Genomic DNA, 21448 nt, shown 5'->3' with positions numbered 1-21448 from the left:
TTTTGGTTCGTCTATGACGAGACCGGCCGGACCTCGCTCAGGAAGGCGGCAATCAGCCGCGCCTCGCGCCGATCCTGCAGGCAATACAGGTATTCACTCAGCTCCGGCGCGCCACCTTCAAAGGGCAGCACACGCAGATCGGCGTGGCTTGGCACTTCCTGGCGGGCGATCACGCTGACACCCAGGTTGCGCGTGATGGCCTCACGGATGGATTCGCGGCTGCCGATCTCCACCGTGGAAGCCGGCGTCACGCCAGCCTGCGCCATCATCGTTTCGGTCATGGCGCGCGTGGTCGATCCCACCTCGCGCACCAGCAGCCGGCACTGCGACAGCGCGCTTACCGGCACGCTCGTCCGGTCGGCGAGCGCGTGGCTGCGATGCACCACGAGCACGAGCGGATCGCGTGCCAGTTCAATACGCAGAAAGCGCGCGTCGTCCACCCGCTGCGACGACGATGCCACGTCGACCCGGTACTCCTGCAGCGCTTCGAGCATCTGCACCGAATTGCCGGCTTCGATGCTGACGTCAATGCCGGGATGGCTTTTGCAGAACCGATCAACGATGTCGAGCACGTAATACGGCGCGGTCGCGCCGATGCGCAGGTGGCCCGATCCCATGTCGCCGGAATTGCGCAGGAAGAAGTCAATCTCGGTTTCCTGGCGCACGAGCTGGTCCACCAGGGGCATCAGCCGCACGCCCGCGTCCGCCAAGGAAAGCCGGCGCCCGCCCCGGTAGAACAGCTCGACACCGTAGGCCTCTTCCAGGGCGCGGATCTGCGAAGTCACGGTCGGCTGCGACAGGCCGAGCTGCTTGGCTGCCAGCGTGATGCTGCCCAGGCGGGCAACCATGAAGAACGATTTGAGCTGCGCAACGAGCATCGGCGGGTGACGTATTGAGCGCGTTTGCGGCGCGGTGAATGAGCGGGCGGCCCATTCTAGCGGACGGCACCGTCGCCAAAGTGGCGCCAGGCGCCCTCCTCCGTTTTCTGCATCTACATCCCGGGGCTACGACTTTTTCAACCTTTTCGACAACGCAAACTTTGCGTACCCCCACATCGGGGGGAATTGGCGCCTGTGAGGCCGTCATTTCCACGAATCGAATCCGCCACTTCGCCTTGAGAATCCGTCCGCATGTTGCGCTTGAGGCAGTCACGAGCCGCCCCTGTGCAGGCATCTGGTATGTGCGGAATTGGAGAGAAGTAGATGGAACGCAGCAGCAACAACGTGCGCGGCACGAAGCAATGGACCATCGCGATGATGGTGGCAGCAGCAGGTACCCTGGCCGCATGTGGCGGAGGCGGTGGCGGCGGCAGTTCGGGGGCCGCCCCGGCCTCCACGCAAGGCTCGTCCGCCAATATCACCGTGGCGGCGGCGTGCAGCGGGTCGAACTGCGGCGCACTGGGCAACACCTACGCCGGCTCCGGCGTGGGCGTGTGGCAAGCGACCAATACGGGCGCAGCGGCCGGCTCGGTGCCGGTGTCGATCGCGGGGCTCACGGGCCAGAGCGTGACGCTCGTCTACACCAACCAGAGTGCGGCGGCACAGCCGATGCCGTCCGTCTCGCTGACGGGCCTGGGCCTGCTGAACGCCACCGGAGCGCCGGTCCAGAAGACTGCCGCCGACGTGGCCGGCAATGACGCCAACGCGGCGTTCGATCGCCAGCTTTCCGATTTCAACATCCATGCGCTGGACGGATACGCCACTGGCGGCGGCCCGCTCAAGACGCAAGGCGCGTCCAACGACACGGTGCTGCGTCCGCAGTCGGTCGCCAGCGTCGGCACGCAGCGTACGTGGAACCACCAGCAGCCGGACGGCACCGCCACCGTGCGTACGGCCACGCTGCGCCAGCAAGCCACGGCCACCGACGGCCGCATCGTCAACCTGTGGGTGGAAAACACCGAATACGGCACCAGCAAGATCACCGACGGCATCATCAACACGCTCATCAGCAAGTTTGCTTCGGGCACGCAGTCGGTTTACACGCTGGCTACTTCGCTGGTCGGCCAGCCGTGGGGCAGCTACTCCAGCTCCGCCAGCCTGATCGATCCGAACCAGGCGCTCGACATCGTGGTGCTGAACATCCAGCCCGATAGCCAGCCCTATGGTCGCGTCGGCTATTTCTGGGCGCGCAACAACTTCACCACCAGCTCGCAGCCGCTGTCGAATCAGTCGCTGTCACTGTATGTGGATTCGGAAACCATCTACCTGGGCGGCACTGATGGGCTGAATACCGTCGTCTCGACGCTCGGCCATGAGTTCACGCACATGGCCAACTTCTACCAGCGCGGCGTGCTGCACGGCTCGCAGTACATGTACGGCACGTGGCTGGAAGAAATGACGGCGATGACGATGGAAGACGTGCTCTCCAGCCAGATCGATCCGACCTTCAACAACGTGCGCGACAGCCGCTTCCCGGCCTGGCTGCAAAGCGCGTACGACTGCTCGCTGACGGCGTTTGATCCGTCGCTGTCTTCGTCGTGCCCGGGGTATCCGATTTCGGGCAGCCTGGGCGGCTTCCTGCTGCGCCAGTACGGCATTGCGTACTACACGAACCTGCTGCAGAACTTCTCGTCCACAGATTCGGCTGCGGTACTCAACAGCGCCATCCAAGCCGGCGGCGGCGCAGGCCTGGGCGATGCAACGGGCCGTTGGGGCACGGCGGTCGCGCTGCTGCCGGTGCCAGGCAGCCCATCGGGCTTTGCGTATCCGGCTCGCTCGGACAGCGGTTTTTCGATCCCTGCGCTGAACGGCCCGAGCTACAGCAGCCAGCGCACCATGCCGACGTCCGTACCGGCCACGCTGCAAAGCTTCGGCCAGTTCCCGGTCGCGCGCGGCATGAAGGCAGGCACGTACAGCGAGACGATCACGGTGCCAGCGTATTCAACGGTGTCCATCATCATCCACTGACAACGCTGGTTGAGGGAGCGTGCTCCCTTTTGGTTTCAGCCCGTGCTGGAATCTTGAGAAGCACCAAAAAGAAAAGGCGCCGAGGGCATTCAACCCTCGGCGCCTTTTCATTTGACTACGGCGGGAACGACCCACCGCAGTCGCGAAACACCTTTACATCTGCACGGTGTCGGCCACTTCCTTGAAGTCTTCGATCTGGTCGAAGTTCATGTACTGGTAGATCTTGTCGCCGTTCGCGGTGAGCACGCCCATGTCGGCCATGTACTCTTCCTTGCTCGGAATCTTGCCCAGACGCGAGCAGATTGCCGCCAGTTCCGCCGAGCCCAGATACACATTCGTGTTCTTGCCCAGGCGGTTCGGGAAGTTACGGGTCGACGTCGACATGACCGTCGCGCCTTCGCGCACCTGTGCCTGGTTGCCCATGCACAGCGAGCAGCCCGGCATTTCGGTGCGGGCACCGGCCGTGCCGAACACGCCGTAGTGGCCTTCTTCGGTCAGTTGCTTCTGGTCCATCTTGGTCGGCGGCGCGACCCACAGCTTGACCGGAATGTCGCGCTTGCCTTCCAGCAGCTTCGACGCGGCACGGAAGTGACCAATGTTGGTCATGCACGAGCCGATGAACACTTCGTCGATCTTGGCGCCGGCCACGTCGGACAGCGTCTTCACGTCGTCCGGATCGTTCGGGCAAGCAACGATCGGCTCGTGGATGTCGGCCAGGTCGATCTCGATGACGGCGGCGTACTCGGCGTCGGCATCCGGCTGCAGCAGTTGCGGATCGGCCAGCCATTGCTCCATCGCCTTGATGCGGCGTTGCAGGCTGCGCGGGTCTTGGTAGCCCTGCGCGATCATCCACTTGAGCAGCGTGATGTTGCTGTTCAGGTATTCGATGATCGGTTCCTTGTTCAGGTGCACCGTGCAACCAGCGGCCGAACGCTCGGCAGACGCATCCGACAGCTCGAACGCTTGCTCGACCTTCAGGTCAGGCAGGCCTTCGATTTCGAGGATGCGGCCCGAGAAGATGTTCTTCTTGCCTTGCTTGGCGACCGTCAGCATGCCTTGCTTGATCGCGTACAGCGGAATCGCGTTGACGAGGTCACGCAGCGTAACGCCCGGCTGCATCTTGCCCTTGAAGCGAACCAGCACCGATTCCGGCATGTCCAGCGGCATCGTGCCGGTGGCCGCCGCGAACGCGACCAGGCCCGAGCCTGCCGGGAAGCTGATGCCGATTGGGAAGCGCGTGTGCGAGTCGCCGCCGGTGCCGACGGTGTCGGGCAGCAGCATGCGGTTCAGCCACGAGTGGATCACGCCATCGCCCGGGCGCAGCGCAATGCCGCCACGCGTGCTGATGAAGTTCGGCAGCGTCTGGTGCGTCTTCACGTCCACCGGCTTCGGATACGCAGCGGTGTGGCAGAACGACTGCATGACGAGGTCGGCCGAGAAGCCGAGGCAAGCCAGATCCTTCAGCTCGTCGCGGGTCATCGGGCCGGTGGTGTCCTGCGAACCCACCGAGGTCATCTTCGGTTCGCAGTACGTGCCCGGGCGAATGCCCTGGCCTTCCGGCAGGCCGCACGCGCGGCCAACCATCTTCTGCGCGAGCGAGAAGCCCTTGCCGCTGTCGGCCGGCTGATGCGGCAGGCGGAACAGCGTCGACGGTGCGAGGCCCAGCGCTTCACGCGCCTTGGCGGTCAGGCCACGGCCGATGATCAGCGGAATGCGGCCGCCGGCGCGCACTTCGTCGAACAGCACGTCGGACTTGACCTGGAATTCGGCGATCACGTTGCCGTCCTTCAGCGCCTTGCCTTCGTACGGGCGCAGTTCGACCACGTCGCCCATGTTCATCTGCGACACGTCGAGTTCGATCGGCAGCGCGCCGGCATCTTCCATCGTGTTGTAGAAGATCGGGGCGATCTTGCCGCCAAGGCACACGCCGCCGAAACGCTTGTTCGGAACGTAGGGAATGTCTTCGCCCGTGAACCACAGCACCGAGTTGGTGGCCGACTTGCGCGAAGAGCCGGTGCCGACCACGTCGCCCACGTAGGCAACCAGGTGGCCCTTTTCCTTCAGGGATTCAATGAATTTGACCGGGCCGCGCTTGCCGTCTTCTTCGGGCGTGATGCCGGGGCGCGCGTTCTTAAGCATCGCGAGCGCGTGCATCGGGATGTCCGGGCGGGTGGTGGCGTCCGGTGCCGGCGACAGGTCGTCGGTGTTGGTTTCGCCCGTCACCTTGAAGACGGTGATGGTCAGGCTTTCCGGCACTTCCGGACGGCTCGTGAACCATTCGGCGTCGGCCCAACTCTGCAGCACGGCTTTGGCGTGCACGTTGCCCTTGTCGGCGAGTTCCTTCACGTCATGGAACTGGTCGAACATCAGCAGGGTTTTCTTCAGCGCGTCGGCGGCCACAGCGGCCACGGCGTCATCGGACAGCAGCTCGATCAGCGGCTGGATGTTGTAGCCGCCCAGCATCGTGCCAAGCAGTTCGGTGGCGCGGCTGCGCGAGATCAGCGGGCAGGCAGTTTCACCCTTGGCCACGGCGGCCAGGAAGCCGGCCTTGACGCGAGCGGCTTCGTCCACGCCAGCGGGCACGCGATGGGTAATCAGATCGAGCAGCGTCTGCTCTTCGCCTGCGGGCGGGTTCGTCAGCAGTTCGACCAGTTCGGCGGTCTGCTGAGCCGTCAGCGGCAGGGGAGGAATACCGAGCGCGGCGCGGGCGGCCACGTGAGCGCGAAAGTTTTCAAGCATGGGAGACCTGCTGAGATGACGTTACAGGGAATCTTTTCAGGCACCCCGAGGCTGGTCCGGGCGCCGCTTGGGCGCGATTCTAATCGCAATACCCCACACGGTCAAATGTCTTATATCTTATATAAGAGTCAAGCAAACCCGCCGTCTTCCGCGGCCCGATGCTGCTTGTTGGAACGATTTCCTGCACAGCATGCAGCGCCCGGAAGCACCTCAAGGCGTGCCAAGTGTCGCCTCGTCCACGTCTGCATTGTCTACGTTGACGCGTTCGGCGCGGCCCACGATACTGTATAAACATACAGTGTCTGAACCATGCCCTATCCCCTTCGCATCGAATACCCCGCGCCCACGAACGCGCAGCTCGCGCTCATTGGCGATCGCTACGGCCATGACCCGGTCGTGCGGCGGTTGCTAATGGAAGTGCAGGCGCTGCGCAACCTCGTCTGGCGCGCACATCAGGTGGCAGAGGCAGCTGGCCCGGGCGGTCGAACAGACGCCTTCAGCATTGCCGTCGAGGCGCTGCATAGCGAACTCGCGGTGGAGACATGGTTCCACGAGGGCAAAGCTGCGCAGGAGGCGTACCGCGCGTCGCTCACCGACGAGCCCACCCCACATGAGCGCCGGACGATGCGCGTCGCTCGCAAGTGGTGACGGTGCGCCCATGTCGAAACCCATCCGCGAGCGCTTTCCCGCGCTGACCCTTGCCGAACTCAAAACGCTGGCCCAAGAGCACCGCGACAACGAAACCGTGATCCGTCTGCTGTGGGAGATCCGCGCCCTCCACGTCGTCGCATACAACGCCTGGCGCGTGGAGGCTGAGCACTACTTCGTCTACCCTGACAACCCGCAGGGCGCCGCCCTGTACGCACTGCGCAGAGCGCTTCAAGAGGAGCGCTGGCTCTCGGAAATGGTCGACAAGCTGAACGGCAAAGGCACCTACGACCAGCACTGGTGAAGACCGGGAGGTGGCAGCGTCCTTCCCCCGGAGCGCCATCGGCTTCTGAGCAATGCCCGCAGTGAAGCCGCTTCAGCCTTCCTCAAGTTCCAGGCGAACATGCCGAAGAAGAGTCCGATGTATAGCGGCAAGCACATCACGCCTGCCGACATTCAAACAAGAAGAATCAGCTATGCGAGTCGATCCCTCACTCACGCCCAACGCCGTGCCGCCTGCGGCGAGCCGCCCATCTAGCGCCTCAGCAGGGAATGAAGCTGCGGCCACATCCACCTCGAAAGGCAACGACACCCGCTCGAACAAGGACCAAGCGCAATCATCGACTGGCCTGAATCCAACATCGAGCGACGCGGGCACGTCCAGCGACAGCCCCGTGGTCAAGCAGTTGAAAGCGCAGATCAATGCGCTGCGGCAGCGGCTTTCAGCATTGCAACGCCAGATGGAAGCCGAATGGAAACAAGCCACTGTCGACAAGGAAGCGGCTGCGCGGCTGCAGGCGCTGTCGACGGAGGCAAGCTCGGTCTCTGCGGCACTTGAAACCGCAATCGGCCAACTTGCACAGGCACAGCAAGCGGAAGGCAAGAGCTCGGGAAGCCTGTTCTCCGCGACTGCCTGAGAAGACGGCAATACATCTCGAACGCAGCGACAAGCCCTATCCCGCCGTCGCGCGGAGTTTCGGCGATGCATGGCGGCATGGGCGGACGTCCGCATATTTTGGGTACCGGCCCCCAAGCGAACACACGCGCCCTGTCCAGCGATAACGGTCTACCTGCCTTCAGCGCGTATCTCGAGCGGATTCTGCGGATATGCCACCCGGCACAGCTCTAGAACTTCAGTGCGAAACCATTGATGCGCCGGATCGTGGTCAAGGCGCGGGTGCCAGATCTCTGAAATGGTGAAAGCAGGTATAGCCAGCGGCAGTTCGAAATACTGCAACCCGTTGGCCGCCGCGAAATCCGCTACAAAGGCATTCCCAAGGCAGGAATGCGGAACGGCGGCGAACAAGTCCGAATGGCGCGCCAGTTGCATCGCGCTCAAATAGGACGGCACCACGACTGCCACCTTCCGCCGAAGGTTTGGCGGCTCCAATGACACGTCGATCGCATTTTCCGTTTGGCCTGTACGCGAAACCATGACGTGGCCGCATGCTGCCCATTGTTCCAGGCTGATGCGCGCAGCGCCCAGGAGAGGATGGCCCGCGCGACACACGCCGACATAGCGATCGCGGAAAAGCGGCCGCGTACGGACTTCGGGGGCAGCCGTCCGGACAATACCGATCTCCAGATCAATCGCACCGTCCCGCAACGGCTGCGCGTTCCAGTCCGGCTTGGGCGTGAAGCGGACTTGCACGCCGGGCGCGGCGCGTTGGAGGCGATCCATCAACGCCGCGCCAAGCAGATCGACGAAGCCCTCACCCGCGCGCACGGTGAAGCATTGCTCAAGGGTGGCCACGTCGAACCGATGTTCAGCACGGCTGAGCGCCGCCTCCGCTTCACGGGCCAGAGCAGGAATACGCTGGCTCAGTTGCTCGGCATAAGGTGTCAGCACCAGCGCGCGGCCAGCCTGCAACAGCAAGCGATCGCCCGTTGCGACGCGCAAGCGCGAAAGCGTGCGGCTCATGGCCGAGACGCTCAGATTCAGACGCCGGGCCGCACCGGTAACGCTACGCTCGCTGAGCAATGCGTCCAGTGCGGGCAGGAGGTTGAGATCGACGCGTGACATGCGGCCAGAATAATCGAAAACGCATCCAACCATGGCGTCTGATGCAATCGTGGATTGTCTACCAGGCGTCTGGTGCAAGACGCGAGTTCTCTCGACAATGCATTGCATCACCTGTGCACAACGGAGAACGCCTTGCCCAACGCCCCCATCCACACGCCCACCATCTTGTTGATCGGCGCCTCACGGGGTCTTGGTCATGCCATGGCCGCCGAATTCCTGAAAAACGGATGGAATGTCGTGGGCACGGTTCGCGCCGGCAGCAGCCGGACGCTCTTGCATGATCTCGCCAATGCGCATCCGGGCCGGGTCGCGATCGAAACGCTGGATATCACGCGGCCCGAGCAGATCCAGGCCCTGCGTGAGCGCCTGTCCGGCCGGATGTTCGACGTTCTGTTCGTCAATGCGGGGACGACCAATCCGGATCCGACGCAGACCATCGGCGAGGTCTCCACAGAGGATTTCGTAGCGCTGATGATTACCAATGCGCTCAGCCCGATGCGCGTGGTCGAACGCATGGCCGATCTTGTTCCGCCGGCCGGCCTGATCGGGATCATGTCGTCAGGGCAAGGCAGCATTGCCGACAACGAATCCGGCCAGCGCGAACTCTATCGTGGCAGCAAAGCGGCGCTGAACCAGTTCATGCGCAGCTTCGCAGCGCGCCAGGCGCACACGCCGTTGGCCATGCTGCTGATCGCCCCGGGTTGGGTACGCACCGACCTCGGTGGCCCCGAGGGCCGATTGTCAGTCGAGGAAAGCGTTCCGGGCGTCGTGAACGTGATTTTGAACAAACTGGGGCGGCCCGGCCTCGAATATCTCGACTATCGCGGCAGGACTGTCCGCTGGTGATTGGGATCGGCTGTTTTGGAGAAAACGGCTTTCCACGTGCTTGCCCCACGATGCCAGAGGATGCGCTCAACGATCCGACCGCTCGACCACGACCTCGCTGACCTGAATCACCGGTGCGATGTCGGTGTAATTGGCAATGTCGCCCAGGATCTCGGCGCCGTGCTCTTGCATGGCGGCCTGAAAGCCTTCGGTCGAATCACAGATCAACGCGCACATCGCCACGAAGGCGGGCGGCGTGCCCGGCGCTCCACCGGCCAAGCCTTTTTCGACGGTGTAGTAGGCGCAGACACTGCCCAACCTCGCCTTCACCATCGGCATGTGCCGGTCGCGGTAATAGGCGTGGTCGAAACGCGCGCCTTCGGAGTACGGGTACATCACGGTGACCTTGATCATGCGGCTCTCCTTGCCATCATTGGCATCGTCGCCGAGAGATTCTCGTGACTGCTGGCGATCATACCGTCTTGAGTTCGGCGGGGCTTGGGGCGTCCGTTCGGGCCAAACTGGAAAGCCCGCTACGCCAGCATGCTCATCGTCCTGAAGACCGACGATGCCAAAGAGCCGGTCGTGGCTCGGGCGATCAAGCTGCGCAAGTCAACAGACATCTGCGCTGAGGTCGTTCCATAAGGCGCCGGCTAAGCATTCATGTGCCGCCCGCCAGCGTCATCTGGCTCGCTTCAGCACAATTTCTCCGGAGCCCCCTCCCGAGGCGGCGGGCGTGGTCCATCGCAATTCATCTCCCGAGAGAACGAACGGCCTGCGCTGCTCTACCCCGTTCCAGTTCGGGAATGTGCTCGTCTCAATGCGGAAGGTGATGGTTCTGTCCGCTTCATTTACGACGTACCTCCCAAAGTGCGCAATCGAACCTTGCGCTACCGCGCGATACTCGTCCGCACTGCCCTTCATGCGGTCGTTGGCGACGTACCTTGGCAGGTCGGCGCGTGAGTTCACCAGCGCGTAGTGACCGTGGCCGTCAAAGATGACAAGGCCCTGCGGATTTGGCCCATACATGGGTGCGCGACTGCCATCTGGGCGGACGGTATCGACCGAGACATACGTCTAGGCGCCGGCCAGTTGCTCATCAAGCGGCTTTTCGCCCAATGCGACGCAGGATTGAAGCGCTAGTCCCGTAAGCACAAACATTGAAACCGTGATGAAGGTGTACAAGCGTTTCATTGGGCCCTCCGCTCGAGCAATGCCGACCGTAACACCCAATATAGGCCGCAAGCCGGAAAAGACGAACGCGAGCCGGCCCCGTTGCGCCTCCTCGGCCCGCCGGAGGGACTGTCATAAGCGGTACGCTGCACTCCTCACGCCAAGGCAAGCAGAAGCTGTAAGCCTCTGCCTCCTGTCGATACTCACGACGACGTCTACGTGCCGAACGACGATAGCTGGTCCGTCCGTGTCGTATCGAGCGCAGGCATGGAGGCACTTTCTTCAGGACGCGTTGCCAGCAGCAGCGAAAGCGGCATATCTGGCGGTGCAATCAAACCCGAGCCACAGCATCAACTACGTCATCTTGATCGGACCATTGGTCGGCCTCAATCGGCTGGACGAAGCGCGAATTGCCGCGGCACGCGTGCTTGAATTGCACCCGACTTTCCGCTTCGAGCGACAGTTCAGCGGAGCCGACTGCGCGCCCGCGCTCGCCTCGAAACTCGGCCATGCCTTGAGCTTGGCCGGATTGCCCGGATAGCTGCAAGAGCGCTCCAGATGCTTCTGCGCTGCGCGCCCACCGGAATCGCCGATGTGGGCGTTTCTTCGCTGCAACGCATCGGCCCCACGACAAGACCGTGCGCACGACTTCGATGCGCCTGATGCGATCCTTGACGACAAACTCCGGCCTTATTTTGTGCATTGAGCAGCCACGTACGATAGGTCTGCGGAACACCGCCGTAACTTACCGTCACGATTTCAGAGGTTTGACCATCAGTCGTCGCGGCCCCGCCCCCTCCTGGGCTAGCTTATCCAGCGGATTGCGCAGGCGACACCGGTCGATCGACAAGCAGCCACAGCCAATACAATCGTCCAATGTGTCGCGCAGCTTCTTGAGTTGAGCGATGCGCTCATCAAGATCGCTGCGCCATGTCGTCGACAATCGCGACCACGCTTCGCGGTCCGGAATGCTGCCCTTGGGCAGTTCGTCCAGCCCGGCCGCTATCTCACCCAAAGAAATTCCGACACGCTGCGCCACACGCACAAACGCTACGCGGCGCAGGACGTCGCGCGAATATCGGCGCTGGTTGCCTGTCGTGCGGTGACTCTCGATGAGGCCTTTGGCCTCATAGAAATGCAGTGTCGACACAGGTACGCCGCTGCGGCGGGATACCTCACCCACGCTCAACGTGAGCGGAATACCCATTTCTTCCAAGGGATGCTTTTTCATGCGCGAACCTCTTGACCTCAACCTTACTTGAGATTTTAGAGTACGGCGGTATCTTTTATCCACGCCTAAGGACAAGGTTCAGCATGACATCCGCAAAAGCTTCCGACGACTCACACATGGCGGTTTTCCGCATTGGTCGCTTCGCCGTACCGGCTGCCGCCATGCCGGCTTTCATGGAGCGCATCCAGCAAGCGAGGGCCCTGCTCGCCGCCCAACCAGGTTGCCTGAAAAGCTCAGTGCTGACGCACACCGCTGGCGCCACCGAGTTCAACGTGGTGTCCATCGTCGAATGGACCAGCCTCCAAGCGATGGAGGCCGCGAAATCCGCAATCGAGACGCAGCAGATTCAGGAAGGGTTCGATCCGGAAACGTTCCGTCGTGACCTCGGCATCAGGGCCGATACGGCTGTGTATACGGTCGCGCCAAGTTAAGAAAGGCGCAGTATTGAGCGCCTCACCTTGCCATTCTCACCGCGCTGACCAGGGCTTTAGCCCGTTCCGACCGGCGCCGCAATCATGTGCCCGCTGCTGTCCAAGCGGAAGAATGCGACTGAATCGCGAAGCTGGCGCCCATGATCCTCTAACGAAGCAGACGCTGACGCAGCCTGCTCCACGAGCGCGGCATTCTGCTGCGTCATCTCATCCATCTGGGCAATCGCAAGGTTGATCTGCTCGGTACCTCTGCTCTGTTCAACTGAAGCTACGGCGATCTCGCTCATGATGCCTGTAACGCGCGCAATAGCGGTTGTCACCTCAGACATTGTCGCCCGGCCTCAGACGCCAATTGGGCACCATCTTCAAGCTCACGACCTTCCCAACCACGACACTGCCCTTCTGAGCGATGTTGCCAGCGCTGCTCGCCAGCGTGCTTCCCTGCTGGGCGTTGTCGGCGTTCTGCCGGACAGTCGCAGTGGGCTCTTCCATGCTGGAGGCTGTTTCTTCCAGCAAGCCCGCCTGTTCTTCTGTGCGCGTCGATAGTTCGAGATTGCCCGCTGCGATTTGGCCGGTTGCAGACGCCATCGTGTCAGCACCCCGTGCGCACATGACCGACGAAGCGCAAGAGGCTTGCGCTCATCTCACTCAGTGCACGCAAGAGGCGACCGGTTTCATCTTTGCCGTGGGTATTGAATTGCTGCGTAAAATCTCCGCGCGCCACAGCCTCGGTTGCCGAGACAGCAAAGCTGAGCGGCACAGTAATGCTGCGCGTGATGAAGAATGCAAGCATGACTGCGGCAACGATGGCAACAATCGTCACCACGATAATCGTTTGCTCTGCGATTTGCGCAAGATGGGTGACCGTCTCGCCCTGCGCAGGCACCGAATCGGCAAGGCAATGGACAAATGCGCCTATACAGTGGCCGTAGGAGCCGCTGGGGCAGCAGCAGGCACCTTGTATCGGTTGTAGCCCCACAGGTATTGCTGAGGAAACCGCCTGACCATCTCTTCCATTTCTGCATTGATCCAGGCAGCCTGAGCTTCGGCGCCGTCGGGAAGCGGCCCGGTCAGGCGCTTCACGTGCATCCGCCAGCCGCGCCCGCCGGGCAGGCGCTCGCCGGCGGCGATGATCAGGGGCGCGTTCGTCTGCTTGGCGAGCTTGCCTGGCAGCGTCATGGTGTACGCCGGCCGGCCAAAGAACGGGACCCATACACCATCGCCCTTCGGGGCTTGATCGGGAAGAAGGCCGACCGCGTCCCCCTGGCGCAAGGCGCGTACGAACGATCGAACGCCTTCAGAGGTTGCTGGCACCGCCTTCAGGTTCGAAGTCGCGCGCACGGCATCCAGCAGGCCGCGCAGCACGGCTTTGCGGTGCGGGCGAAACATGATCGTCAATGGAATGCGTTGTGCCATATAGCGTGCAGCCAGCTCAAAGCAACCCAGGTGGGGCGTGAGCATGATGAGTCCATTGCGCTCGGCCAGAGCCTCCTCGATGACGTGCCTGTCCTCGCAAGTCACCTGGGCCATGCATGCATCGCTACGAAACCAGACCCGTGGCAGTTCGCTCATCATTGCACCGGTTTCTGCTGCTGCCTGCCGCGCAAAGCGGGGCGCGTTGAATCCGGCCTGCGCAGCGTTGCGCTGGACATGGCGGCGATATCCACCGGGTAAGGCATAGAGGAGCCGCCCGCCCGCGCGTCCGATGCTGTGGATGACAGCTAGCGACAGCGAGGAGAACAGCCTCAAGAGAACAGGTAGCGCGCGCTGAGCGAACTGGGATGGGTGATGCACGGTGTTGCACTCCTGGTGCCAGTTGCCTGACGCGCCGCCAGGCGTTTCTCGGAGCCTCGGCCAAGACACCGGAGGCTAGCGAACCAATGAAGGCGCTTACTCTTCCAGCGACCATCCCGGGTTGGGCACGTTTTTCCCTTCGCGGTAGGTCCAGTTTGCGCCGCACGTGCGGCATGCAAACGTGCTCACCGTGACGGCCGCTGTCTTGGAAGCTTTGATGCGCTGGGTGTCGGTGATTCGTAAGAAGGCATGGCCTGACGCACCAAGTCGGTGGACTTCAATCGCAAGGCAAGCGCGGCAGAGTGTCATGCCAGTTTCTCTCTCAAATAACGTGGGCGCGATGTAGTGCGCGAGCATTCGTCCGCTTCGTCTGCGGCCTAGACGCCAAAGACAGGAGCGCCGTACTTCAACAGCAATTGCTCGATCTGGCTCAGGTCATCAGTGCGCGGTGTTCTGTCTTCTGTCACGCGTGACGGCCCGCCATAGACGGCAGCAACATGCCTGCGCACGGTCAGTACATCATTGGCCGGCGGCGCGACGATGACGGCATCACCAGGTACGTGTCGATAGCTGCCATCTTTCCAGCCCTCGGGCGTCAGATGCAGTTCTTCCCACTCTTCGCTAATAGACATGGTGATTTCCTTCCTGTTGACTGCTGGGTTGCGCCTGCTCTTGCCGCAAGCGGAAAAAAGCCGCGCGGGGCGGCTTGAGCGGTTCAGTTCTTGTGATGGGGTGCCAGACGTGCGATGGCTGCTCTTCCTGCAACCCGGGCAGCATTCGTTGCGAGTGCTTCCGTTCCATGTACGTTGTGGCGCATCGAGACGTTGGCGAGGATACGTTCCGTGCCGTCCCTATACTCATTGATGAGATAGGTGGCAAACCAGACGCCGGGTTCTTGTTCAATTGGGTACACGGACACCGTGTACGGGGAGTCGATTTTGTTCAATACACTGCTGAATTTCGGGCGAGAGCTGATGCAGGCGTGGAACGCCTGAGCAAACCAGTTCCTGCTGATGAGCTACGCCACGATGGGTAGGGCCAACGCCTTTGGGTCATGCATACAAATGCATGGCGCAAGCTATTGGCAACGAGGTGACCGTACTTGCGTAGGCTGGCACGCCTAGTACATGCGCGCTGCGTACGGAGCGGATAAACCGCCGGTCAGGTAGGTGATGGACCGTGTGGTCCAAGATGACTCGGGTGTACGCCCGACGGGTGGCCAGCGATTGATTAGTCTTCTTGCCAGGCACCCAGCCCGATCAATTCGAAGAACGGGTAAAGGTTGCGCATGGTAACAGCTTCTCGCAATTCCTGCTCTGTGAGCCGCCTCAATGGCTCGCGTGAATGCGACTGCTCGACTGTTACAACCAAACGCGGCGGTGTATGGGCAACATGGAACGTTTGCAAAGCGCGGTCGCATCCACATTCACGGCTTATTTCCGGGTTCATCGCCTTTTTGATTGACAGGACCTTGTGAGCCCGGTACAAGTTGCGCCGCAGGCTTTTGAAGTAGTTACTCCGATGTTTTGGGTTGTCACGTTAGGCGATACCTTTTCTCATTGTTCCTTCCTTGATTGTCATGCTTGGTGAGCATGGGCTCGACCAGAACATTTAGGGAATCCAACATGGAAACCGGTATCGTAAAGTGGTTCAACGACTCCAAGGGCTTCGGCTTCATCACCCCTGACGCAGGCGGCAACGATCTGTTTGCTCATTTCTCTGAGGTTCAGGGCAATGGCTTCAAGTCGCTCCAAGAGGGGCAGAAAGTCAGCTTTGTATCGGGCGTAGGCCAGAAAGGCCCGGTCGCGACCAAGATTACGGCGAACTGATCCGTCTCGCGCGCAATAAAAAAACCCCGCCACGCGGGGTTTTTTTTCGTCGCTCACTCATCTGGCGCCAGCCCCGACACGCAGCCGTGCATATATGGGAGTACAGTGGGCCCCACCATCCTCCTGTTCCGCACACGGACGTTCGCCCGTTGATGCTCCGACTGACGATGTAAGTCATGGAGATCCGTGATGCTCGACCTTGTCGCATTTACCAAGCCGGTGCTCGATGAAATTACCGGGCAGGATGTGCGGACCTGGCACTCCGAATCGAGTGTGCTCGGCGCAAACTGGCAAGTGCCTCAGTTCGATAGCCGTATCTGGCACGTGAGGACGTTGACGATCACGTTTACGCACGATGCCATGAATCAGTTGATGCACGCAGACCGGCAAGACCTCGGTCAGTTGCAGCGCATGCTTGACCGTTTTCTACGGGCGCAGTTGGGCGTGCATACCCAAGCGGATCGTGGAGATCGGATGCTCGTGATCACCGTCGATCATTTGGGGACGGACTCATAACTGCCCCCGGCCAATCAGCAGATTGCTGTGGCCAGTCAATGTCGATATCCAGCCGGGTATCGATCACGCCCACCATCGGTTGGAGCCATTCATGAACGCAAGCCCGTCAGCCACGTACAAAGGTTTCGACCTGTATCCATTGGTGTACAGGACCGAGATTGCCCAGTCTTGGCCGCGCAAGCGTGCCGATCGTACATTCAACGCATCTGTAGTGATCTGCCTAGCAGGTCATCAACCTGGAGCCGAGCATTCGCGCGTTTTTCGAATGACACCCACCGCTTGGGAGAATGTCGGGACCGCGAGGCGGGGGGCGCTGAAGTTCGGCGAAGACGTCATCAATGGCCTGGTACCCGGCGAATCGGTGGCGTCGCTGTGACAGGCGCGGCGTATTTCTGAAGCCCCTGCTTTTTTGATATTGCGTTGGCGAGGCGTATTGCTCGCATGACAAGCCAGGAAGCAAGATGATTCATGCGACCGACAAGACCAGCTTTCTCTGCACACTTCCCGGAGCGGCAAAAGACATGGCGTACTCCATCACTGTGGGCTTTGTCCGCGATGGAGAGCCGAACTGTGTCCAATTCACCAGTTTCGTGGGGGAAGGAAGGCGGTCCTTCAGGGTGTTGGCGAACGCGACGGATTTAGCCTCGGCAGCCAGGGGCGGCATTGAAAGCTTGTGTCGCCTGGCCATCGCGCAAGTTATCCGAGACAGCCTCCACGCGAAAACCGCACAAGGTGACCATACCCTCGATATGCACGTGCAGCCTTGGCAAGGAGATCTCAAACCAGCGGGATCACGTGGCGAATAAATGGCCGCACCGTCCGCATTCGCTCGTTCGCGGATAGTCCAATGGAGCAAGCGGAAAGAGCGTACAGTGAGGCCACCCCTTTCAACGGAGATTGCTGTGGATGCCTATCCGACTTGCCGCTACAAGGGGTTCGATGTTTACCCCCTGATCTATCTCTTTGACCCGCCTCGTGAATGGCATGAGCGGCGTCCTGATCGGTCTTACAGTGCCTCCGTGTTGATTTGCCAGGAAGGGATGCCGCCCAGTAACGAGCATTCTCGTATTTTCGCGCTGCAGGCCGATCATTGGGAGAGCATTGGTATCGCCAGACGGGCGGCAACGAAGATGGCGGAGTCCATCATTGATGGATTTATCCCGGGCAAGTCAATGGTTTCCGCGTAGTTTCGCCGATCGGCACTCCGGGGCAGCATCTTTACGGCTGGATGCACGCACCCGTGGCCTCCAGGGCCCGTTCCCGCCCCCGCAACCACCTCAGCTTCTCAGCATCCCTCCGCCCCGCCGAAGAGATCGGGACGATCCGCCGTATCCTCTCCTTGCAGCTCACACATCGGCCGGCGGTTCCATCGCCCATGCTGGCGCGGGGCTGATCCTCAACTGCGCGGGCACTGGCGTCGGCGCGGCATGGGGCGCGCTCTGGCAAGCGAACACGGCTTCAGCGTCACTCTCAAACAATCACCACGTCACTGTCGGGATACCTGCACCACGCATAGGCGTGAAGGGCGTCTTGTATGGTTGATGTGCGGAAATCGCCGGGATAGACTGCGCCGACGTTTACAACAAGGTAGGAGTGCAGACGTGGCGTCGATGCCTTCGGAGCTGTTGCGGGTGGTGGTGCTGGGAGGATCGGCGGGTAGCCTGGATGCGTTGCGTACGATTGCGGCCGCGCTGCCAGAAAACCCCGGGTTCGCGGTACTCGTCATTACGCATCTCGACCCGAACCAAGAGAGCCAACTGGCCGGCATCCTCCAAGCGGATTCGAGCATGCCGGTTGAAAGACTCGTTCATCTGCGCAAAATTGAACACGACCGGTTCTATGTGCTGCCCGAGAACGCCGGTGTGATTGCACTGGACGGTCATTTCCGGCTCACGCGCCGGCAGGCTGGCCTTCACCTGCCGATCGATGCCTGCTTGGCGTCGCTCGCCCAGGATCCCGACGTCAACGGCGCAGCGGTCATCCTTTCCGGCATTGGTCAAGATGGAGCCAGCGGCCTCGTTGACCTTAAAGCCTCCGGCGGCTTCGTCATCGCCCAGCTGCCGCAGTCGGCCAGCCAGCAAAGCATGCCGGCCGCGGCAATCGACACCGGTCTGGTCGACGAGGTTTTACCACCGGAAGACATAGCGCAATGCCTGGTCAGGCGCTTTGGTGAAGCGCCCCAGCCCGAGACCGCTAACGCCCAGGCAGGCGATGCCGACGCCCTCGGCACTGCGCTCGCCGTCGTGCAGCAAAAGACCGGTATCAACCTCAGCTACGTCAAGGACGTCAACCTGCGCCGGCGATTCTTGCGCCGTGTGCTGCTACAGAAGGACCGCGACGTAGGCGGCTATCTGCAGTTGCTGCGCGGGGATGCGCGGGAAGCCGAAGCACTGCGAGATGACATTCTCATTGGCGTAACCGCCTTCTTCCGCGATGTCGAGTTCGTCAACGTGCTCAGGCAAACGGTGATACCAGCCCTCCTGGAACTGAAGCACGATCCGATCCGCGTATGGGTGCCTGCTTGCTCGACAGGCGAGGAGGTCTACACCATCGCCACGCTGCTGAAAGATGCGCTTGACCGGGAAGCGCCACACCGCCGCGTTCAAATCTTCGGCACCGACATCAACGAGGCGTCCATCGAGATTGCGCGCGCTGGCCGGTATGGCATTGCCTCGATGGACGACGTGCCGGAGGCGTTTCGCGAGCGCACCTTCGCAGCGACGTCCGGAGGCTACGTCGTGCGCAAGTCGATCCGGGATATGTGTGTCTTCGCACGGCACAACGTGCTGACCCACGCACCCTTCTCCGGCATGGGGCTCATCAGTTGCCGCAATCTTCTTATCTACTTGCGCAAAGAAGCACAGCAGCATGTGCTCGAGATGCTGCACTACGCCTGTCGGCCAGATGGCTTCGTTTTGCTTGGCCGGGCCGAGGCAGCATCGGGAGTCGATGGCTTCGAGCATGCCGGCGCACCGCACCTCTACCGTAAGGTGCCCGTAGCAAAGCGGCAGCAGGCGACCTTCCCGATCGATGCACTGCGGCCATGGGCGAGCCAAGGCGGGACACCTCCTGTGCGCCGTGTGCAGCCGGTCGATCCGGTTATTGAGGCCGCCAATCGGGTCGCGCTCGAACGGTATGCGCCACCCGGCTTCATCGTCGATGAGAACGGTAACGTAGTGCACTTTTGCGGCGACGTGTCGGGCTTCGTCGCGCCCGCGAGCGGCGAAGCGTCGCTGGCGCTGCCGCGCCTGTTGCAGCCGGAACTCAACGTGACGGTGCGCACCGCGCTGATCGAAGCGAAGCGCACAAGTCAGCCGGTGCGGCGAGAGCGCGTGGCGCTTGGCGACACACGCTTCGCGCTGGACGTGCTGCCGCTAGTTGCCGAAGACCTGGTACCGCATTTCTTGGTCACGCTGGAGCGCTTGCCAGACGACGCGATCGCCGTTCAGAGCACCAGCCCAGGCTCACCCCACACCCGCGTTCAGGAACTTGAGCGTACCGTCACCACGTTGTCAGATGAACTCGAAGCTGCCCAGGCGCAGCTCAAGACAGTGGTTGCAGAGTTCGAGTCGGCCAACGAGGAGCTCAGGACTGCCAACGAGGAGATGCTCAGCACCAACGAAGAACTCCAGAGCGCCAATGAAGAGTTATTGCTGGCAAAGCAAGAGCTGGAGTCAGCCAACCAGGAGCTGGGCTCCCTGAACGTCGAACTGAAATCGCGCAACGATCAACTCGACAGGGCGAATGACGACTTGAGCAATCTTGTCGAAGGCATCCCGCTGCCCGTCCTGCTACTTGATCGGCAATTGTGCCTGCGCCATTTCTCGCCGCAGGCCCAGACGCTGTTTGGCTTGCCCGAAGACAGCGTCGGGCGGCCGTTGGCACAGCTGAACCGCCTCTTCTCGGCCGCTGATGTCGAGCACATTGTGCAGTCCGCCGTCCAAGGCCTGGCAGGCTTGGAGCAGGAGTACCAGGACAGCGAGGGCCGCTGGTGGCTGGTCAACGTGCGCGCCTACCGTACCGCAGATGATCGCATCGACGGCGCAGTGCTCGCCTTCCAGGACATAGACGAGCTCAAGCGGGCAGTCAGCACGGCGCAGGCCGCTCGGTGTGAAGCCGAACGCGCTAACACTGCCAAGGACAATTTTCTCGGCCTCGTTTCGCACGAACTGCGGGCGCCCCTCAACGTAATCTCAACTTGGGCTGCGGTGCTCATGGCCGCCAGCGAGCGCAATCCGGCGGCCAGCGAAGACAAGGATCAACATGCCATCAAGACTATCCTGCGCCATTGCCAGTTGCAGGCCGAACTGATCGACGACCTGCTGGATGTGTCCCGGATCTCTTCCGGCCGATTCTCGCTCGATGTGAAGCCCATCGACTTTGCAGCCGCCGTCCGTACCGTGGTGGAAGGCCATCGGCCCGCAGCGGCAAAGAAGGAAATCACACTGATCACCTCCGGCTTGCAAACCAAGGCCGTCGTCAGTGGCGATGCGCGCCGTCTGCAACAGGTGGCGTCCAATCTGATCGGCAATGCTTTGAAGTTCACGCCGGAGGGTGGCCGGGTCGAAGTCGCCTTAACCCGCCTCGGAACGCTGGTCGAACTCTCCGTCACTGACAACGGCATCGGCGTGAAACCCGAACTGCTGCCGCAGCTGTTCGACCGCTTCATGCAGTCCGATACCAGTCGGACGCGTGAATACGGCGGGCTCGGGTTGGGTCTGTCGATCGTCAAACATCTGGTTGCGGCGCACGGGGGCACCGTGACAGCGAGCAGCGAGGGCGAAGGTCGAGGCACTAGGCTGACGGTTCGCCTGCCGCTCATTCAGGCCCAGGTTGATGAGCATGCGTTCACTGCGCGCGCGGCGAACGGAGCCCAGCGGCTGGATGGTTTGTCGGTGCTGCTGGTCGACGACGACACGCAGTCTCAGGAAGCCCTGACCTATCTGCTTCGCAGTCTGGGTGCGCAGGTACAGACAGCCTCCGGGGCCAAAGAGGCACTGACGTGCATCGGGGCTGGTTCGTTCGACATTCTGGTGAGCGATCTCGCGATGCCAGGAACGGATGGCCACGCGCTGCTGCGAAGTATTCGGCAACAAGAAGGCGGGCGACGACGGATCTACGCGTTGGCGCTTACCGGCCTGGCCTCCCTACAGGATCGGGACGCCGCGATTGCCGCCGGATTCGACGACCACCTGCCCAAGCCGGTCAACGTTGAATTGTTGTTGGAAAAGCTATCGCTCGGACGGGGGCGTCAGCCGCAATAAACCGAGGCACGAGCTTCAGGCCTTCGGCCGATTAGCTCACTGGATTAACCGCTCGCGTGCGCGAACCGG

The 21448-nt window shown here is 61.7% G+C and carries 22 protein-coding genes and 2 pseudogenes; 13 read left to right on the top strand and 11 right to left on the bottom strand.

Annotated elements, in window-relative coordinates; genetic code table 11:
- Positions 1–11 precede the first annotated feature (11 nt).
- Complete coding sequence (locus tag NKG59_RS00170; protein WP_045204004.1) at positions 12–878, bottom strand: LysR family transcriptional regulator; 867 nt, start codon at positions 876–878, stop codon at positions 12–14.
- Positions 879–1202: 324 nt separating this feature from the next.
- Between NKG59_RS00170 and NKG59_RS00165 the strand changes: the two genes are divergently transcribed.
- Entirely contained in the window at positions 1203–2906 is a 1704-nt protein-coding gene (locus NKG59_RS00165) for a M30 family zinc metallopeptidase (protein WP_253534193.1), read from the top strand.
- A gap of 153 nt (positions 2907–3059) precedes the next feature.
- On the opposite strand, the gene acnB is transcribed toward NKG59_RS00165, so the two are convergent.
- Entirely contained in the window at positions 3060–5645 is a 2586-nt protein-coding gene (gene acnB, locus NKG59_RS00160) for a bifunctional aconitate hydratase 2/2-methylisocitrate dehydratase (protein WP_253534190.1), read from the bottom strand.
- Positions 5646–5954: 309 nt separating this feature from the next.
- Here acnB and NKG59_RS00155 point away from each other — a divergent pair, with 309 nt between their 5' ends.
- From NKG59_RS00155 to NKG59_RS00145, 3 genes are all read left to right on the top strand, one after another.
- Positions 5955–6293, top strand: coding sequence for a hypothetical protein (locus NKG59_RS00155; RefSeq protein ID WP_253534188.1), 339 nt, complete (start codon positions 5955–5957; stop codon positions 6291–6293).
- 10 nt (positions 6294–6303) lie between these two features.
- Complete coding sequence (locus NKG59_RS00150) at positions 6304–6597, top strand: hypothetical protein (RefSeq protein ID WP_045204008.1); 294 nt, start codon at positions 6304–6306, stop codon at positions 6595–6597.
- A 172-nt stretch (positions 6598–6769) separates the two neighbouring features.
- Complete coding sequence (locus tag NKG59_RS00145) at positions 6770–7210, top strand: hypothetical protein (protein WP_253534186.1); 441 nt, start codon at positions 6770–6772, stop codon at positions 7208–7210.
- Between the two features lie 149 nt (positions 7211–7359).
- On the opposite strand, the gene NKG59_RS00140 is transcribed toward NKG59_RS00145, so the two are convergent.
- Positions 7360–8316: a LysR family transcriptional regulator gene (locus NKG59_RS00140; RefSeq protein ID WP_253534184.1), complete on the bottom strand. Its 957-nt coding sequence runs from the start codon at positions 8314–8316 to the stop codon at positions 7360–7362.
- Between the two features lie 132 nt (positions 8317–8448).
- Here NKG59_RS00140 and NKG59_RS00135 point away from each other — a divergent pair, with 132 nt between their 5' ends.
- On the top strand, positions 8449–9162 hold the full coding sequence (locus tag NKG59_RS00135) for an SDR family NAD(P)-dependent oxidoreductase (RefSeq protein WP_253534181.1): 714 nt from the start codon (positions 8449–8451) through the stop codon (positions 9160–9162).
- Positions 9163–9228: 66 nt separating this feature from the next.
- On the opposite strand, the gene NKG59_RS00130 is transcribed toward NKG59_RS00135, so the two are convergent.
- Both NKG59_RS00130 and NKG59_RS00125 read right to left on the bottom strand, forming a co-directional pair.
- On the bottom strand, positions 9229–9555 hold the full coding sequence (locus NKG59_RS00130; RefSeq protein ID WP_253534179.1) for an EthD family reductase: 327 nt from the start codon (positions 9553–9555) through the stop codon (positions 9229–9231).
- A gap of 267 nt (positions 9556–9822) precedes the next feature.
- Positions 9823–10194, bottom strand: a pseudogene (locus NKG59_RS00125) (lipocalin-like domain-containing protein); the annotation flags it as partial.
- Positions 10195–10561: 367 nt separating this feature from the next.
- Between NKG59_RS00125 and NKG59_RS00120 the strand changes: the two are divergent.
- Complete coding sequence (locus NKG59_RS00120) at positions 10562–10855, top strand: hypothetical protein (protein ID WP_253534175.1); 294 nt, start codon at positions 10562–10564, stop codon at positions 10853–10855.
- 210 nt (positions 10856–11065) lie between these two features.
- On the opposite strand, the gene soxR is transcribed toward NKG59_RS00120, so the two are convergent.
- Positions 11066–11545 (bottom strand): redox-sensitive transcriptional activator SoxR, encoded by a 480-nt coding sequence (gene soxR, locus NKG59_RS00115; protein ID WP_316679365.1) that lies wholly within the window; start codon positions 11543–11545, stop codon positions 11066–11068.
- A 116-nt stretch (positions 11546–11661) separates the two neighbouring features.
- Between soxR and NKG59_RS00110 the strand changes: the two genes are divergently transcribed.
- Positions 11662–11976 (top strand): antibiotic biosynthesis monooxygenase family protein, encoded by a 315-nt coding sequence (locus NKG59_RS00110; RefSeq protein ID WP_253534173.1) that lies wholly within the window; start codon positions 11662–11664, stop codon positions 11974–11976.
- Positions 11977–12032: 56 nt separating this feature from the next.
- On the opposite strand, the pseudogene NKG59_RS00105 reads toward NKG59_RS00110, so the two are convergent.
- From NKG59_RS00105 to NKG59_RS00085, 5 genes and pseudogenes are all read right to left on the bottom strand, one after another.
- Positions 12033–12799, bottom strand: a pseudogene (locus tag NKG59_RS00105) (HAMP domain-containing protein); the annotation flags it as partial.
- A 92-nt stretch (positions 12800–12891) separates the two neighbouring features.
- Positions 12892–13770 (bottom strand): lysophospholipid acyltransferase family protein, encoded by an 879-nt coding sequence (locus tag NKG59_RS00100; RefSeq protein WP_253534171.1) that lies wholly within the window; start codon positions 13768–13770, stop codon positions 12892–12894.
- A 96-nt stretch (positions 13771–13866) separates the two neighbouring features.
- Positions 13867–14079 (bottom strand): hypothetical protein, encoded by a 213-nt coding sequence (locus tag NKG59_RS00095; protein WP_253535649.1) that lies wholly within the window; start codon positions 14077–14079, stop codon positions 13867–13869.
- Between the two features lie 68 nt (positions 14080–14147).
- The gene (locus NKG59_RS00090; RefSeq protein WP_253534169.1) at positions 14148–14402 is read right to left on the bottom strand and encodes a translation initiation factor 1; all 255 of its coding nucleotides are present in this window, start codon (positions 14400–14402) and stop codon (positions 14148–14150) included.
- 83 nt (positions 14403–14485) lie between these two features.
- Positions 14486–14716 (bottom strand): isochorismatase, encoded by a 231-nt coding sequence (locus NKG59_RS00085; protein ID WP_080693703.1) that lies wholly within the window; start codon positions 14714–14716, stop codon positions 14486–14488.
- Positions 14717–15395: 679 nt separating this feature from the next.
- Here NKG59_RS00085 and NKG59_RS00080 point away from each other — a divergent pair.
- The 6 genes from NKG59_RS00080 (at position 15396) to NKG59_RS00055 (ending at position 21379) form a co-directional block, all read left to right on the top strand.
- On the top strand, positions 15396–15599 hold the full coding sequence (locus NKG59_RS00080) for a cold-shock protein (protein ID WP_045204014.1): 204 nt from the start codon (positions 15396–15398) through the stop codon (positions 15597–15599).
- A gap of 189 nt (positions 15600–15788) precedes the next feature.
- Positions 15789–16115, top strand: a complete 327-nt coding sequence (locus NKG59_RS00075) for a hypothetical protein (RefSeq protein WP_253534166.1) — start codon at positions 15789–15791, stop codon at positions 16113–16115.
- A gap of 91 nt (positions 16116–16206) precedes the next feature.
- Positions 16207–16491 carry a hypothetical protein gene (locus tag NKG59_RS00070; RefSeq protein ID WP_045204016.1) on the top strand — a complete coding sequence of 95 codons (285 nt, stop codon included), beginning with the start codon at positions 16207–16209 and terminating at the stop codon, positions 16489–16491.
- Positions 16492–16576: 85 nt separating this feature from the next.
- Complete coding sequence (locus NKG59_RS00065; RefSeq protein ID WP_253534164.1) at positions 16577–16921, top strand: hypothetical protein; 345 nt, start codon at positions 16577–16579, stop codon at positions 16919–16921.
- A gap of 96 nt (positions 16922–17017) precedes the next feature.
- Complete coding sequence (locus NKG59_RS00060) at positions 17018–17302, top strand: hypothetical protein (RefSeq protein ID WP_045204068.1); 285 nt, start codon at positions 17018–17020, stop codon at positions 17300–17302.
- A 414-nt stretch (positions 17303–17716) separates the two neighbouring features.
- Positions 17717–21379 (top strand): CheR family methyltransferase, encoded by a 3663-nt coding sequence (locus tag NKG59_RS00055; RefSeq protein WP_315862586.1) that lies wholly within the window; start codon positions 17717–17719, stop codon positions 21377–21379.
- The last annotated feature ends 69 nt before the right edge of the window (positions 21380–21448 follow it).

The sequence above is a fragment of the Ralstonia chuxiongensis genome (assembly GCF_024158925.1).
Lineage (GTDB): Bacteria > Pseudomonadota > Gammaproteobacteria > Burkholderiales > Burkholderiaceae > Ralstonia > Ralstonia chuxiongensis.
This window is presented reverse-complemented; position numbering and strand designations above follow the sequence as displayed.

Bases quoted from the DNA above. Each gene is read 5' to 3' on its own strand.
- NKG59_RS00170 (WP_045204004.1), bottom strand. From the start codon at position 878: ATGCTCGTTGCGCAGCTCAAATCGTTCTTCATGGTTGCCCGCCTGGGC.
- NKG59_RS00165 (WP_253534193.1), top strand. From the start codon at position 1,203: ATGGAACGCAGCAGCAACAACGTGCGCGGCACGAAGCAATGGACCATC.
- acnB (WP_253534190.1), bottom strand. From the start codon at position 5,645: ATGCTTGAAAACTTTCGCGCTCACGTGGCCGCCCGCGCCGCGCTCGGT.
- NKG59_RS00155 (WP_253534188.1), top strand. From the start codon at position 5,955: ATGCCCTATCCCCTTCGCATCGAATACCCCGCGCCCACGAACGCGCAG.
- NKG59_RS00150 (WP_045204008.1), top strand. From the start codon at position 6,304: ATGTCGAAACCCATCCGCGAGCGCTTTCCCGCGCTGACCCTTGCCGAA.
- NKG59_RS00145 (WP_253534186.1), top strand. From the start codon at position 6,770: ATGCGAGTCGATCCCTCACTCACGCCCAACGCCGTGCCGCCTGCGGCG.
- NKG59_RS00140 (WP_253534184.1), bottom strand. From the start codon at position 8,316: ATGTCACGCGTCGATCTCAACCTCCTGCCCGCACTGGACGCATTGCTC.
- NKG59_RS00130 (WP_253534179.1), bottom strand. From the start codon at position 9,555: ATGATCAAGGTCACCGTGATGTACCCGTACTCCGAAGGCGCGCGTTTC.
- soxR (WP_316679365.1), bottom strand. From the start codon at position 11,545: ATGAAAAAGCATCCCTTGGAAGAAATGGGTATTCCGCTCACGTTGAGC.
- NKG59_RS00110 (WP_253534173.1), top strand. From the start codon at position 11,662: ATGGCGGTTTTCCGCATTGGTCGCTTCGCCGTACCGGCTGCCGCCATG.
- NKG59_RS00095 (WP_253535649.1), bottom strand. From the start codon at position 14,079: ATGACACTCTGCCGCGCTTGCCTTGCGATTGAAGTCCACCGACTTGGT.
- NKG59_RS00090 (WP_253534169.1), bottom strand. From the start codon at position 14,402: ATGTCTATTAGCGAAGAGTGGGAAGAACTGCATCTGACGCCCGAGGGC.
- NKG59_RS00080 (WP_045204014.1), top strand. From the start codon at position 15,396: ATGGAAACCGGTATCGTAAAGTGGTTCAACGACTCCAAGGGCTTCGGC.
- NKG59_RS00075 (WP_253534166.1), top strand. From the start codon at position 15,789: ATGCTCGACCTTGTCGCATTTACCAAGCCGGTGCTCGATGAAATTACC.
- NKG59_RS00070 (WP_045204016.1), top strand. From the start codon at position 16,207: ATGAACGCAAGCCCGTCAGCCACGTACAAAGGTTTCGACCTGTATCCA.
- NKG59_RS00065 (WP_253534164.1), top strand. From the start codon at position 16,577: ATGATTCATGCGACCGACAAGACCAGCTTTCTCTGCACACTTCCCGGA.